Origin of the sequence: Microcoleus sp. S36b_A4, assembly GCF_036700645.1 — a bacterium.
Classification (GTDB): Bacteria; Cyanobacteriota; Cyanobacteriia; order Cyanobacteriales; family Microcoleaceae; genus Microcoleus.
This window is the reverse complement of the sequence record NZ_JAUBPI010000030.1, coordinates 12,573-27,604: the sequence shown is the minus strand read 5'-3', so window position 1 is coordinate 27,604 and position 15,032 is coordinate 12,573. Positions and strand designations below refer to the sequence as shown.

Here is a 15,032-nt window from a genome sequence, read left to right as displayed (position 1 = left end):
ACACAATTGTGGTTTTTAACTAGAATTTCTCTCTATTTTGCTGCTGTTAGCTTTCATCCCACTAAATTCACGGGGTTTTCAGCTTTTTTTTGTAAAATTTGCGGTTGATATTTTTAGTGTAACCTCCGACTCTGAAAAAACTCCGCCTTTTCACCCCCCGATCGGCTCAAGTGTGTCATCAGGGTTTGGCGGACTGAGTTTGGCGCAATCCGGCGGCTTCGACAAGCAGGGATTCGGCGAAGGCGATGGCTTCTGTTGCTGAGCGGCCACTGGCGAGTTGGGCGAGTTCTTCCCGCCGCTGCTCACTGTTGAGGGCGGCAACTCTGACTACTGTGCGTTCCATTGGTTCGGAGTTGACTGCGGGTTCGCCGATACTTGCTTCTGCTTCGATCGTTTGTTTGTTGACGCGAAAATGAAAATCAGCCATCGCGGCGATCAGCGGCTGGTGGGTGACACAGAGAACTTGGTGTTTGTCCGAGAGTTGGTAGAGTTTTTTGGCGATCGCCCCGGCGACTCTCCCGGAGACTCCGGCGTCGATTTCGTCAAAAATCAGCGTACCGGCACTTTCTATTTGGGAAAAACAGGCTTTGATAGCGAGTAGAAAGCGGCTCATTTCTCCCCCGGAGGCGATCGCCCCCAGGGGTTGCAAAGGTTCCCCCGGATTCGGGCTGAAACAAAAGGCGATTTGGTCGGCACCAGTAGCGGTTGGGGTACAAGGCGATATCTCGACTTGAAATTGCACTTTTTCCATTGCTAACGGCTTAAGTTCTCCTACGAGGTGCGTTTCTAGTTTGAGGGCTGCTTCGCGTCGCAGGGTGGTGAGGTGGCTGCAAGCATCTTTTAATTGCTCTAAAGCGTTCTGATATGCGAGTTCTAAGGCTTCCATTGACTCGCCTCCTTCTAAAAGTTCATTTAGTTCGTTTTGAATGCTTTGGTAGTAGGCGATCGCTTCTTTGAGCGGCCCGTATTTGCGACAAATTTGTTTGAGTTCGCGAATCCGATCTTCTACTTCTTCGAGTCTTTCGGGATCTGCTTCTAATTGTTCGCCGTAGCTGCTAATTTGCCTGCTGGCTTCTGTGGCTTGAGCTAAAGCATCGCTGACCATTTCTAGGATTGGTTGCAACTGCACATCGTAAACCGCCATGTCGCTTAAAATTCCTTCGGCTTTGCTCAACAAGTCGGCGGCTGATGCGCTGTCGCCCTCGTTTTGGTACAGGGCTTGGTGGACTTGGTAACTCTGCTGCTGCAATTCGACTACGTGGCCCAGCCGGATTGATTCGTGTTCTAGCTGTTCGAGTTCGTCGGCGTCTTCGATCTGGGCTTCACCGAGTTCTCGGACTTGGTATTCTAACAAATCAAGTCTTTGCAGTCGCTGCTGTTCCGACTGACGCCTGCGTTTGAGGGCGGTTTTTGCGCTGTTGGCTCCCAGCCACGCGGAGGCGATGATCGATCGGGCTTCAGTGAGCTTTTTGCCGCCGTATAAATCGAGCCATTCTCGCTGGAGGGTTTCTTGTCCGAGGTGGACGGTTTGGCCTTGGGCAGTAATTTCGACAAGCCGATCGCGCAGTTGGTCCATTAACTGGCGGTTGACGAGAATTCCGTTCAACCGGGATCTGGTGCGTAGAGCACCGCTTGATGCGTTAATTTCCCGGCTGCAAACGGCTAAATTTCCGTCTATGGGTTCAATTTCTTGCTCGCCCAGCCACAAAGCTGCGGCTTTGTCCAATTCAAAGGTAGCTTCCAGTATTGCCCGCGTTGCTCCGGTGCGAATCGATCGGCGATCGACTTTCCCGCCCAAAACTGCATCGATCGCATCTAGGATAATCGATTTACCAGCGCCGGTTTCCCCTGTAAATACGTTCAAACTCGGGCCAAATTCTAGATCCAGACAGTCAATTAAGGCAAAGTTTTCTATTCTGAGGGATATTAACATGGGGAATGGGGAATAGGGAATTGTTAATTGGTAATTGGTAATTGGAATTTTTACTTTTTAATTTTTACTTTTTAATTGGAGGCACAGCCCGGAAAATTATTGGTCTCCAATAACAACTGTCAACTGTCAACTGTCAACTGTCAACTGACTTCTGCTATAGTTTCAACCACCCAAACAAATCTCCTACCGTCAGCCGCAATTCTGCTGCCCAATCTGGAACTGGCAACAATTCTTCGGGTTTGGCTAAAAGTTCCGGTTGCTTTCCAGGGGGATAAATTAATATAGATCGCACCATCGGATCGATCAGCCAACCCATTTTAGTGCCGTTTTTCAGACAGTGTAAAATATTCCCTGTTACTTTAGTTTGACTCTGGCCTGGAGAGAGAATTTCAATTGTCCAATCAGGGTAAGTTTCAAATACATTCGCAACATCCCCATTTTCATCAAGTGGTATTCTTTCCCAAGTAAATACTGTGACATCTGGCACGATTGATCTGCCGCCAAAAGTACACCGCAATTCAGGAAAAGCTAAAGCAATTTTCTGATTTTTAACTGCGACATTGATGGCGGGGACTAATTCACATTGAATCCGGCTATGTTTTCCTTGTGGTATAGGCTTTTGGATGATTTGACCGTTGATATATTCGCTAGCCGGTTCTGTTTCTGGCAGTTTTAGAAACTCTGACAAAGTTAGTATTTTTGCTTGTTGGATCTGTACCATTTTTTACTCCTTTTCATCGAGTAAACCTAAGTGTTTTCTAGCAGCAACCGTTACCATTCTCCCGCGATTTGTCCGCTGCAAAAATCCGATTTGCATTAAGTACGGTTCGTATACATCCTCAATTGTTTGAGTATCTTCTCCTGTAGAAGCTGCGAGGGTTTCTAAGCCCACTGGGCCGCCGTTAAAGTTCTCAATCATTGCTGTCAAAATCCGCCGATCTGTCCAATCTAAACCTAGCGGATCGACGTTGAATAATTCCAGGGCTAGTGAGGCAACTTCGGCATCAATTGGCTTTAAATTTTTGACTTCGCTGTAGTCTCTAACTCGTCGCAGCAAGCGGTTAGCAATGCGGGGGGTTCCGCGGGCTCGGCGGGCAATTTCTGTGGCTCCTTCTGGGGTGATTTGAGTGTCGAGAACTTGGGCGGTTCTTTGGACAATTAGACTAAGTTCGTCTATTTCGTAGTACCGCAATCTTTGGATCAAGCCGAAACGATCGCGCAATGGAGATGTCAGCGAGCCGACTTTTGTGGTTGCTCCTACTAAGGTAAATGGTTTCAGGGGAATGCTGCGAATTTTGGCGCTTTTGCCTTGACCGATCGTAATATCTAACCGACAGTCTTCCATCGCCGGATAGAGGATTTCTTCTGTAACTTTAGATAAGCGGTGAATTTCGTCGATAAACAGCACGTCGCCTGCTTTGAGGTTAATCAGCAATCCGACAATATCTCGCGGTTTTTCTAAGGCTGGGGCGGTGGTGATTTTGCATTCAACTTCCATTTCTGCTGCTAGAATTAGCGACATTGTGGTTTTTCCCAACCCTGGAGGCCCGTAGAGTAACAGGTGATCCATAGGTTCGCCGCGAGATTTAGCTGCTGCAATTGCGATCGCCAAAACTTCTCTCAAGTCTTTTTGCCCGATGTATTCAGCTAAGCGCTGGGGTCGGATTTTGTCGTCTTGTTTGCTGTTGATTTCGTCGGGTAGTTCTTGCGATTCTAGCAAAGATTCCGCCTGGGGTTTGGCGGCTTTTTTGCGACGGGCCGGGGCTATGTCTTCAGGTAGATTTGGGTCGGGGGGCTGTTGTTTGGAGGATATAATAGCCATATTTATCTGCGTTCGGGCAGCGGGAATTGTTTACACTTGTTAGCAGAATCTTTAAAATTATTGAGTTCGTTATGAGTATTCCATCTTCTTTATTAGCATCCGAAAGCATAACTTTTGAGGGGGCGATCGAGCTGACTCAATCTTTACTCTCGTTCATGGAGGCCGATCGACTTTTACAAGCCGACATCCAGCAAGCTGTTACATCTCTGGTGAAAACACAGAACGGTGCTAGGGGGTTTTTTGTCACCTATCTAACGGACGATCGACAGGAGGCAGATCACCCGTCACCCGGAGTAGTCGAGGCGCTGCGATCGGCTCCTGAGATCGTAGCAGAACTGCTGGTGAAAAATTTGGCGATGTCGGCGGCAATGGTTGTACATCATTCGCGCCAGCAAAAGGAGGAAATGGCAGCCGATTCTGCTAGAGTGCAGGAGCGATCGCGCAACTTAATTCAAATGCTGCAAATGCCAGCGTGTCAAACTATAGCGTCGCAAATGCTAGAAAGTTTGCACAGTGCCAATGGCAAGTATGAAAAATTTTTCCAGCGGTGGGGCTACGACGACGAGCAAAAACGGGCGATCGGTTCGGCAGTTCGATCGGCGATCGGCTAAAATAACCTCCGAAGGAAGGGGAAAGAAGAAAGAAGGAAGAAGCCCAAGCCGGGGTGGCAGATGCTTGATCAAAACGACGGGGCTGTGGAATAATTGCGGTTTAGCAAAAGCTGCATAATTGTAGCTTGAGTTGATTTAGGTGTGAAGCTAGTGAACGAGGGCGAAAAAATTGCAGAGAACTGTGAAAGGAGTTGCCCAAAAGGTCCGAAGGCTGGGCGGCCGGCGGCCGGCAAATACGCCCCGGCGGTGGGTGAAGCTGAATCTGCTGGCAACATTGGTGCGCCGGGACTTGGAAGCTCAATACAAAGGCTCGATTCTGGGCAATTTTTGGCCGCTGCTGAATCAGCTATCGCAATTGGTGATTTACACTTATGTATTCTCGATCGTCCTCAAGGTAAAGCTCAGCCTTGCAGGCTTCCCAGAAAACAGCGACATTACATTTGGAGTCTGGTTGTTTGCAGGTTTGCTGCCTTGGACTGCCTTCACCAGCGGTTTGATCAAGTCGGGAGTATCGGTGGTGGGGCAGCCGAATTTAGTGAAAAAAGTGGTATTTCCTCTCGGTTTGCTGCCCTTGGTGCCGATTTTTACAGCTTTTCTTGAAAGTTCTTTGGGTTTAGCAGCTTTGATTGTGATAGTAGCAGTATCGTCGCAAAAGCTCAACGCTACTTTATGCTTACTGCCGCTGGTGTGGGTGCCTCAGTTGCTGATAACTGCTGGTTTGGGATATTTGACAGCGGGCTTGACTGTATTTTTGCGAGACATTCCTCAGACATTAGGTGTTATTCTAAATTTTTGGTTTTATTTGACGCCGATCGTCTACCCAGCATCAATCATCCCCCAAGAGTGGCGAGTGTGGATATTTTGGCTGAATCCAATGGCCGCCATCTCGGAGGTTTATCGAGACCTCATACTGCTTGGAGAAGTTAAGCATTGGGGAGAATGGGGTGTCGCCACGCTAATTTCTGCGGCTATATTTTGTGGAGGTTTGGCGGTTTACCGGCGTTTGCGTCCCGCTTTTGCTGACGTGCTGTAAATTTGTTTGAGATTTCAAGTCAATCTAAAATCTAAAATCTAAAATCTAAAATCGATTGTGCTGTAAATATGTTTGAGATTTCAAGTCAATCTAAAATCTAAAACCTAAAATCTAAAATCGATTGACTGCCGCCAATGACAGAAAATGTAATTTCACTAAAAAATGTTTCCAAATGCTTTAAGCGGTACGATCGTCCAGGAGACCGCTTAAAGGAAATTATTTACCCCAGCAAAAAACTGGCTGACGAATTTTGGGCCCTACACGACATCAATCTGGAAATTCCTCAAGGACAAACTCTGGGAATCGTCGGTCGCAATGGTTCGGGAAAAAGCACTCTCCTGCAAATAATTGTAGGGACGCTGACTCCTACAACAGGAAGCGTCGATGTTAAAGGCCGAGTATCCGCTTTGTTAGAACTCGGAAGCGGGTTTAACCCGGAATTTACTGGGCGACAAAATGTGTTTTTTAACGCTCAGTTACTGGGATTTAATCAAAAAGAAACTGAAGAAAAGTTTGACGATATAGCTGCTTTTGCTGATATCGGCGATTTCATTGAACAGCCAGTCAAGACTTATTCTAGCGGTATGTTTGTCAGGCTAGCTTTTGCTGTTGCGACTAGCGTCGAGCCAGATATTTTGGTGGTTGACGAGGCGCTTTCGGTGGGCGACGAAGCTTTTCAACGCAAGTGTTTTGCCCGCTTGCAAAGCATTCAGGAAGGTGGCGGAACAATTTTATTTGTTTCTCATGCTGCTACTTCTGTGGTGCAACTTTGTACCTCGGCGATTTTAATGGATAGCGGTGAATTGCTGCTCGCTCACACGCCGAAGGTGGTAATTTCTAAGTATCAAAAGCTGATTTATGCCGATCCGGATCAGGTTCTAGGGTTGAAGTCAGATATTCGAGCTCTGAACCAACTGACAAAACAGGAAAGTCAAGACCAGCTTCAGGAGGCTAATTTAGACAGCACCAAGAGGGAAGTTAAACCGGAGCACCATCTCTCTAAACCCAAGGAATATTATGATGAATTTTACGATCCGGGGATGATACCGTCGAATACGGTAAGGTATCCGTCTCGCGGAGCGGAAATTATCAACCCCCACATCGAGACGCTGAAGGGAAATGTGGTAAATCACTTGCTCGGTCGTCAAGATTATATTTATACTTACTCTGTCACTTTCTCCCGGTCAACTTCCAAAGTTAGGTTTGGAATGTTGATTAAAACAATTAGTGGTTTTGAGTTGGCGGGTGCTTCTTTGAAGGCTTCTACTCAGTCAGTTAGGTATGTGGAAGCGGGAACGACAATTGTAGTGAAGTTTCATTTTAAATGTTTGCTGAATCCGGGTGTTTATTTTCTGAATGCTGGGGTTGTGGGAACGGTAGATGGAGATTTAACTTATCTGGATCGCTGCGTTGATGTGGCGATGTTTAGAGTTCAGTCTTGTACTGAGTCCTGCGGTAACGGCATCGTTGACTTGCTGATCGAACCGTGTTTAACTGTTGTTAATGCTGATGCTCTAGTAAAAGAGCAGTCAACAGAGGTTATCTAAAATTCTGTAAAAACAATGAGCGATATCAATTTAGATTTAGTAGAAAATTCCGTAATCAAAGCATTTATTCAAGATCAAGCTAAGTTTCCCGAAAAATTTAAACTGAATATCTGCGAAGACGATGAAATGTATTTGTTCAGCTTGAACAACGTCAAAGACGATCGCGATCGGGCTTTGGTGCGCTATTATTCGATCGGGCGCCGCATCTTGGATACGGTTAAACAAGTTGTGGAATGGCATTTTGGCAGTTTTGAAAAGGTACCCTCTTTTCTAGATTTTGCCTGTGGTTACGGTCGATTTACCAGATTTTTGATTCAGGAAATACCGCCGGAACAAATTTGGGTTTCTGATATTTATGCTAACGCGGTTAAGTTTCAAACTGACTACTTGGGAGTCAACGGTATTGTCTCAACTGGGAAACCAGAAAATTATTTAATTGACCGCAAATTTGACTGCATTCTGGCTAATTCTTTTTTCAGCCATATGCCGGAAAGAACTTTTACAAGTTGGTTGCAAAATTTGTACGATTTGTTGACTCCTAACGGCATTTTGATGTTCAGCGTGCACGATGAGTGTTTGCGCCTAGCCAATATAGAAATGCCGGCTAATGGTATTTTGTTTAGTGCTCAAAGCGAAAGCCAGTCTTTAGATAAGGAGGAATATGGCACAACTTATGTAACTGAAAAGTTTGTGAGAGAATGTGTCGAGAGAGTTAGCGGAGGCAAAGCTTTTGTTCACCGCATCAAAAAAGGCATCTGCAGATTTCAGGATTTGTATGTTGTCACAAATGAGCTAGTTAGAGATTTTTCGGAGTTGAATTTCAATCACCACCCAGAAGGATATATTGATGTTGCTGCTTTTACGAATAAGGAGAATTTGTATCTGGAAGGATGGGTGGCTGATGTGAATCTCGATGGTCGAATTGAGGAGCTGCAAGTGCTGGTAAACGGCGAGGTTGTACAGAGGTGCGAGCCTTTTTACGATCGCCCTGATGTGGCTGGATATTTTGAAACTGATGGGGCTTTGCAGTCGGGTTGGAGCTGTTATTTACCCAAAAACACTATAGGATTGCAGGATGTGTTGATAGTCAAAGCAATCAATAACTATGGTTGGGAATGGATTCTGGAAACTTGCACTGTTAAATCGCTGATCAACCAAAGACAATCGCAGTCTTTATTGGGTTCTACTCAGACAAAACTTCAATTACTTGAGACTCAGTTAGAGTCGGCTAGGATAGAATGGGAGCAAAATCAAAGTAAGTTAATGATTACTCACACAAAGTTGGAAGAATCTCAAACAAATTTGCAAGAAACTCAAACTCAATTAATTTCAGCTCAAATGCAATTGGAGCAAACTCAAAATCAGTTAGTATCTGTGCAAACGCAGTTAGAGAAAACAGAAAATCAGCTAATTAATCTCAAGCAAGAACTAGAGCAAGCGAAGTGTCGGGTTTTGGCAATGGAAAGCAGCAAGTTCTGGAAGATTAGAAGCGCGTGGTTTCAAGTCAGGCGCTCCCTGGGCTTAGCGGGAGATTAGTGAGTAAATTTGGTTGGTGTGGGTATTAGGGCGAGGGAGATAAATTGTGAGTACAAATGACAGCAAACCGTCGGTTTTTATTGTTACCGGAATGCACCGTTCCGGTACGTCTTTAACAGCTTCTTTGTTTCAGAAAGTTGGGGTTGATATTGGCAAAAAGTTAGTGGGCCCGGCCGACGGAAATGTGAAAGGTCATTTCGAGAATGTTGATTTTGTGGAGTTTCACAAAAGTGTTTTGCGATCGCACGGTATTGATGAACTCGGATGTACGTTTGAAAAAACGATTCCGGTAGCACCAGAATACGTGGAAATCGCCAAAAGGGCGATCGACCAAAATCAACTTCCTCACAAACATTGGGGTTGGAAAGACCCGCGAACAGCCCTTTTTTGGGATTTTTGGCTGACTTTACTCCCCGAAGCTAATTTTATCTGTGTTTATCGATCGCCCTGGGAGGTAGTCGATTCCCTTTACCGCCGGGGAACCGATGTCAGCTTGCTGCAAAATCCCGAAATGGCAGTAAAAATGTGGATTCACTACAATCAAAAAGTTTTAGAACTTTACGAACGTTTCCCCCATCGCTGTCTCCTAGCCAACGTTTACCCCATCGGCAACACTCCTGAACTTTTCCTCGATCGAGTCAACGAAAAATTTAACGTTAACTTAGGTGCGATACCGGGCGACAATTTTGAAGAATCTTTATTAGTCAACGATATTGTCAAAAGTCACAGACCGAGTTTAATAGAAAAATATTTTCCCGAAGCATTAGAACTATATCAACTTTTGGAAACCCAAGCTAGCAATCTTAGCAGCGAATCGCAAGATGCGATCGATCAAGTTATTCATTTCCCAGCCTCTCCAGTCTGGCCATTTGAAGATTGGCTAAAAATCCGATTGCTGGAAAAACAGCAAAAAACCAGCTCTTCCGAACTCAAACAGTGGCAAGAACAATTTCACCAGGCTCAGGCGAAAGTGTTGGGATTAGAGACAGAATTAGGAGCAACTCAAGTACAGCTTGCAGGCAAAGAATCAAATTTTCAAGAAGCTTTAGCAAAACTCCTCGGATTAGAAACAGAATTAGGACAAACTCAGGTACAGCTTGCAGGCAAAGAAGCGCAATTTCAAGAAGCTTTAACAAAAGTCTTAAAATTAGAAGCAGAATTAGGGCAAACTCAGGTACAGCTTTCAGGCAAAGAATCGCAATTTCAAGAAGCGTTAGCGAAACTCCTGGGATTAGAAACAGAATTAGGACAAACTCAGGTACAGCTTGCCGGCAAAGAATCGCAATTTCAAACAGCTTTAGCGAAAGTATTAGAATTAGAAGCCGAATTAGGGCAAACTCAGGTGCAATTTGAAGAGACTGAATTTATATTGCAGCAAAAGTTAGCTGAGTTAATTCAGCTAGAAACAGCACAAAGTCAAAATCAGGAAAGATTAAAGGATACTCTGGAAAAATTAGAACACTCCCGCCAGGAAAATGAAAAAATTCGGGTAGAACTGGCTATAATTCAGTCTTCAATAGGGTGGCAAGTGAGAAAAAAGTTGTGGGAAGTTCAGCGCAAAATCCGCGACTTATTCCCTAAATTTATTTTTTCGTTAGATCAACCCACTACTTGGCAAGTTTGTGATTCCAACCTGCTAATTGTCGGCTGGGTTTTTAACCAAAAAAGAGAGACTACAGCAGTCCGCGTCAGAATTAAAGACCAGAGTTTCCTAGGCGTTTACGGCATAGAGAGAAGTGATATAGCGCTAGCACACTCTAATATTCCCGCTGCGAAGAAATCTGGTTTTACAATTCAATTGGAAGCGCCTGCTGGACGACACGAAGTGCTACTGGAAGCCCAAGACGATCGAGGTAAATGGCATCTTTTGGCAGCTTATCCGTTGTTAGTTTCAACGATTCAAGCATCGTTAGATGTACCGGTGGTGTGGGAACAGCGTCAGGGCCAAATTTTGTTTGCAGGTTGGTGCTGCCACCACGATCGCAAAATTGCTAAATTAAGCTTGTTGTGCGGCGATACTTCTGTAGAATGCGCCTACGGTTTACGACGAAAAGATGTCGGGGAAGTGTTTCCCGACTGGGTTAACAGTTCGGAAAGCGGTTTTGAGGCCCTTGTCGATTTGCCGCCAGGGGAATGGCACGTTTCTCTGCAAGCTGAGTTAGAAACCGGGGAAATTTTGTTTTTTCAAGCGCCCAAAAAATTGACAGTGCGGCGCTACCATATCTGGCAGCGAAGTGCAGATAAATTTGAGGAGTTATCAAGGTTTACAGCCGCAATTCAGCAGCGGGCCAGGGAAAGAAAACAGCGTCTTGGTAGAATTGTGCCCTTGCCCTGGGAAATTGTGAAAGTGCTCCGCCAGTTGGGGAAGATTTATCGGCAGCAAAAACAGTTTAGTGCGCCGGGAGATTTACTGCCACCGGCGGGTTTTGTGGTGCCTCAACCCATTGATAGATATGACGCATGGCTGGAGGTGAATCAATGGAACGATCGCGCGCGCGATTATTTGATTTCTCGGTTAAAATCCTGCCGGGAACCGCTGCCAAAAATTTCGGTAGTAATGCCAGTTTACAATCCGCAGATAGATTTTCTCGAAAGTGCGATCGACAGTGTAATCAATCAAGTTTATCCAAACTGGGAACTCTGCATTGCCGATGATAGCAGCACCGATTTAACTGTTGCTGAAAATTTGAAAGGCTGGGTTCAAAAGGACGATCGTATCCGCATCACATTTCGTACCGAAAACGGCAACATCAGCGCAGCAACCAACAGCGCCGCCGCCCTCGCAACAGGCGACATCATCCTGTTTTTAGACAACGACGACGAACTCACTCCCGACGCATTAGGCGAAGTCGCCCTATATTTTGCCTCACATCCAGCTACCGATTTTCTCTATTCCGACGACGACAAAATCGACACTAAAGGTCGCCGATTCGCCCCGCAATTCAAACCGGAATGGTCGCCGGAACTGCTGCTTTCCTATATGTATCTCGGTCATTTGTGCGCTGTCAGAAAACACATTTTTGAAGAAATAGGCGGTTTACGGATAGGTTTTGAAGGCTCGCAAGATTACGATTTTGCCTTGAGAGCCACCGAAATTTCTCGCCACGTCGCCCACCTGCCGCTAGTGCTGTATCACTGGCGAACCGCACCCGGTTCTACCGCCATATCTGGGGCCGCGAAACCCGCCAGTTTTTCCGCAGGTCAAAAAGCCATTCAAGACGCACTAAACCGCCGCCAAATTAACGGAAATGTCGCTCAACACGCATGGGCGATTAAAGAAAATTTGGGGATATTTGCCCAGGATTTCCCGGATAACGGCCCATCAGTAACGGTAATTATTCCTACTAAAAATCAGCTCAAATTGCTGAAAGCCTGTCTGGATTCTCTACAAACTACAACATACAAAAATTATCAAGTTGCCGTCATTGACAACGAAAGCGACGACCCGAAAACTCTGGAATACTTAAAGGAATTAAGTTGCCAAGTTTTGCGGATAAAAAATCCTGGCGGCAAGTTTAGTTTTGCAGCAATTAACAACCGCGCTGCGGAACAAGTTGACAGCGAATATGTGTTGTTTTTGAACAACGATACTGAAGTAATTAACCCGCGCTGGCTGAGTCAAATGGTGGGATACGCTCAAATCGCAGGCGTGGGTGCAGTCGGCGCGCGGTTGTTATATCCCGACGGCAGAATTCAGCACGCGGGCGTAATTCACGGGCTGCATCACGGTTTGGCTGGTCATGCTTTTAAGCTGATGGACAAGAATAATCGAGGCTATCTTTCTCAAGCGATGGTAACGCGAAATTACTCTGCGGTAACAGCCGCTTGCACGATTACTCCGCGTCAATTGTTCTTAGAATTGGGCGGTTTTGATGAGGATAATTTTGCTGTTGCTTACAATGATGCAGATTACGGATACCGATTGTTAGAACGCGGTTATCGGTGCGTATATTGTCCCGATGCGGAGTTGTTGCACAAAGAGGGAACTTCTAGGGGTTTTACCGACAATCCTCAAGAAGTGGCGGCTTTTAGGCGCAAGTATGCGGGGAAAAATGACAGTTTTTACAGTCCTCACTTGTCTTTAGAAGATGAGTATTTTCATATTCAACCTCGACGGGTTTTTATGAAGGAAGAAGGTTCGGCAACGGATTTTGTAACGGATGTAACGGATGTAACGGATAATGAAGAAGTAAAATTTAATAATTCTGGTTTGTTGGTAGCAAAAGCAGAGAATTTGATTCATCCTATCAGAGTTTTGATGTGCAGCAATTCGCTGGATTTTACGGGGGCACCGCTGCATCAGTACGAAATCGCGGTGAAATTGGCGGCAGAGGGTGTGATTAAGCCGATCGTACTTTGCGTAACAGACGGGCCCCTGCGTCAAGCTTACGAACAGCAGGGAATTGAAGTCATCGTGCGCGACAATCCTCTCGAACACATCTATCAGCGCGATGCTTATGATGAAGCTATCCGCAGTTTTAGCACAGAAATTGCCAGTTTAAAAGTAGATGCAATTTATGCCAATACTTTAGAAAACTTTTTTGTAGTTGATGCCGCGCGGCAACTCGGAACTCCTACAGTGTGGAACGTGCACGAAAGCGAACCTTGGCAAACTTATTTTAACAGGTTTGGTTCGGAGATTGCGGCGAGAGCTTTAGAGTGTTTTCGCTTTCCTTACAAAGTGATTTTTGTGGCAGATGCCACGCGGGACAGGTATTTGCCTCTCAACAGTCACCACAATTTTACGGTGATTCACAATGGCTTAGATTTGAGCAAACTGGAAAATTCTGAGAATTCTGAATTGGCGAGAAAAACTTTAGGTGTTGCGGCGGAAGATGTGGTAATTTTGCTGCTGGGAACGGTATGCGAACGCAAAGGCCAGCAGGATTTAGTTAAGGCACTTTCACTTTTACCTGATAAATGGCACAATAAGATTAGGTGTTTTATTGTGGGCGATCGCCCTAGTATTTACAGCAATAAGTTAGCCGAGTTGGCGGGGGAATTACCAGAAGAGTTGCGGCAAAGGGTGACAGTAGTCCCGGAAACTGGGGAGACGGGAAAATATTACAAAGCTGCTGATATTTTTGTTTGCACTTCTCGCGTCGAAAGCTTTCCCAGAGTGATTTTGGAGGCGATGGTATGCGATTTGCCAATTGTTACATCGCCGGTTTTTGGAATTAAAGAACAAGTGCGGCCTGGAATTAATGGTTTGTTTTATACGCCCGATCGCCCGGACGAATTAGTTGCAGCTTTGATTAGTTTACTGGAGGATAAATCTTTGCGGCAGCAGTTAGCTGAAAACGCTAAATATGTCTTGGCTTCACTTAATACTTTTGAGGAAATGACTCAAGCTTATGCAGAGATTTTCTGCGAAGCATATTTCAGCCGTCATTAGTCATTTTACAGTGCCAGCGTCCCCGCCAGTGAAGGGCAGTAACTCACCTCCTAAACTTTTGGCAGGATTTAATATAATTTGCCAAAAATTACGGAACATATTGAAAATTGAGCCATCAATACTATAAAATAATCAAAAATGAACGATGATAAAATGACCGATCGCCCAAGAGTAGATTATGAAAGGGCCTGGGACAGTTACGCCCAACAGTGGCAAAAAACTAATGCCGAACTTGCCCATATTGGCGACGAATGGATAGGTAAAGCTGCCGGTGCCGCCAACTCCTTAGCCGAATACGAAGCGCTGATAGAACAGCAATTTATTGCACCGTACATCAAAAAAGAACATACGGTTTTAGAAATTGGTATCGGCGGGGGAAAAACTGGTTCGCTGCTGCTGAAATATTGCGATCGACTAATTTGTGCAGACATTTCCAGTCAAATGCTGCAAGCGGCGCGATCGCGCTTGGGAGACGATCGCGTTTCTTACGTAAAACTCGACGGTTTAACATTAGACGGCATCGCTCCAAGTTCAGCCGATGTCTGCTTTTGTTACGATACAATGGTACACGTAGAGCCGGTAGATATATTCAACTACCTGACTCGAATTCCCAAACTGCTGCGGGGCGATCGAATTTGCGTGTTTCACCACACAAATATTTTCACCGAATTAGGGTGGCAAAAATTCGCCAGCGAGTGGGACAAAAACTTGCTAGGACACAGAGACGGCACAGCATTTTCAGTTATGACTGATACAATTATGGAAAGATTTCTCCATCATTTAAACTATGAAATCATCCTGAAAAATACATCTTCAGTACCGCGAGATTGTGTCTGGATCTGCAAAGCACCAACACCCAATGAATAAAATTAAAGCTTTTTAGCCGCCTCAAAATATTTTATTCCAACTAACAACAGTCAACAGTCAATCGATTTTAGATTTTAGATTTTAGATTTTAGATTGTTATCAGTCAACAGTCAACAGTCAACAGTCAACAGTCAATCGATTTTAGATTTTAGATTGTTATCAGTCAACAGACAACAGTCAACAGTCAACAGTCAACAGTCAACAGTCAATCGATTTTAGATTTTAGATTTTAGATTGTTATCAGTCAACAGTCAACAGTCAACAGTCAATCGATTTTAGATTTTAGAT

General features: G+C 45.1%; 9 protein-coding genes. 6 read left to right on the top strand and 3 right to left on the bottom strand.

Annotated elements, in window-relative coordinates; translation table 11 throughout:
• Window positions 1-178 precede the first annotated feature (178 nt).
• From recN to ruvB, 3 genes are all read right to left on the bottom strand, one after another.
• Window positions 179-1,933, bottom strand: coding sequence for a DNA repair protein RecN (recN, locus tag QUA03_RS12015; protein WP_333212319.1), 1,755 nt, complete (start codon window positions 1,931-1,933; stop codon window positions 179-181).
• A gap of 154 nt (window positions 1,934-2,087) precedes the next feature.
• Window positions 2,088-2,654 carry a Uma2 family endonuclease gene (locus QUA03_RS12010; RefSeq protein WP_333212317.1) on the bottom strand — a complete coding sequence of 189 codons (567 nt, stop codon included), beginning with the start codon at window positions 2,652-2,654 and terminating at the stop codon, window positions 2,088-2,090.
• Window positions 2,655-2,657: 3 nt separating this feature from the next.
• The gene (gene ruvB / locus QUA03_RS12005; protein WP_333212316.1) at window positions 2,658-3,755 is read right to left on the bottom strand and encodes a Holliday junction branch migration DNA helicase RuvB; all 1,098 of its coding nucleotides are present in this window, start codon (window positions 3,753-3,755) and stop codon (window positions 2,658-2,660) included.
• 71 nt (window positions 3,756-3,826) lie between these two features.
• On the opposite strand from ruvB, the gene QUA03_RS12000 reads away from it, so the two are divergent.
• The 6 genes from QUA03_RS12000 (at window position 3,827) to QUA03_RS11975 (ending at window position 14,744) form a co-directional block, all read left to right on the top strand.
• Window positions 3,827-4,366, top strand: a complete 540-nt coding sequence (locus tag QUA03_RS12000) for a hypothetical protein (protein ID WP_333212314.1) — start codon at window positions 3,827-3,829, stop codon at window positions 4,364-4,366.
• 181 nt (window positions 4,367-4,547) lie between these two features.
• Entirely contained in the window at window positions 4,548-5,399 is an 852-nt protein-coding gene (locus tag QUA03_RS11995; RefSeq protein WP_333212313.1) for an ABC transporter permease, read from the top strand.
• A gap of 134 nt (window positions 5,400-5,533) precedes the next feature.
• Window positions 5,534-6,946, top strand: a complete 1,413-nt coding sequence (locus tag QUA03_RS11990) for an ABC transporter ATP-binding protein (protein ID WP_333212311.1) — start codon at window positions 5,534-5,536, stop codon at window positions 6,944-6,946.
• Between the two features lie 15 nt (window positions 6,947-6,961).
• Window positions 6,962-8,482 (top strand): methyltransferase, encoded by a 1,521-nt coding sequence (locus tag QUA03_RS11985; protein ID WP_333212309.1) that lies wholly within the window; start codon window positions 6,962-6,964, stop codon window positions 8,480-8,482.
• 46 nt (window positions 8,483-8,528) lie between these two features.
• Window positions 8,529-13,877, top strand: a complete 5,349-nt coding sequence (locus tag QUA03_RS11980; RefSeq protein WP_333212308.1) for a glycosyltransferase — start codon at window positions 8,529-8,531, stop codon at window positions 13,875-13,877.
• A 138-nt stretch (window positions 13,878-14,015) separates the two neighbouring features.
• Complete coding sequence (locus QUA03_RS11975) at window positions 14,016-14,744, top strand: class I SAM-dependent methyltransferase (RefSeq protein WP_333212306.1); 729 nt, start codon at window positions 14,016-14,018, stop codon at window positions 14,742-14,744.
• Window positions 14,745-15,032 lie beyond the last annotated feature (288 nt).

What these genes read in the sequence shown, in the direction of transcription:
- QUA03_RS12000 (WP_333212314.1), top strand. Translation starts at nt 3,827, where the DNA reads ATGAGTATTCCATCTTCTTTATTAGCATCCGAAAGCATAACTTTTGAG.
- QUA03_RS11975 (WP_333212306.1), top strand. Translation starts at nt 14,016, where the DNA reads ATGAACGATGATAAAATGACCGATCGCCCAAGAGTAGATTATGAAAGG.
- QUA03_RS11990 (WP_333212311.1), top strand. Translation starts at nt 5,534, where the DNA reads ATGACAGAAAATGTAATTTCACTAAAAAATGTTTCCAAATGCTTTAAG.
- ruvB (WP_333212316.1), bottom strand. Translation starts at nt 3,755, where the DNA reads ATGGCTATTATATCCTCCAAACAACAGCCCCCCGACCCAAATCTACCT.
- QUA03_RS12010 (WP_333212317.1), bottom strand. Translation starts at nt 2,654, where the DNA reads ATGGTACAGATCCAACAAGCAAAAATACTAACTTTGTCAGAGTTTCTA.
- QUA03_RS11985 (WP_333212309.1), top strand. Translation starts at nt 6,962, where the DNA reads ATGAGCGATATCAATTTAGATTTAGTAGAAAATTCCGTAATCAAAGCA.
- recN (WP_333212319.1), bottom strand. Translation starts at nt 1,933, where the DNA reads ATGTTAATATCCCTCAGAATAGAAAACTTTGCCTTAATTGACTGTCTG.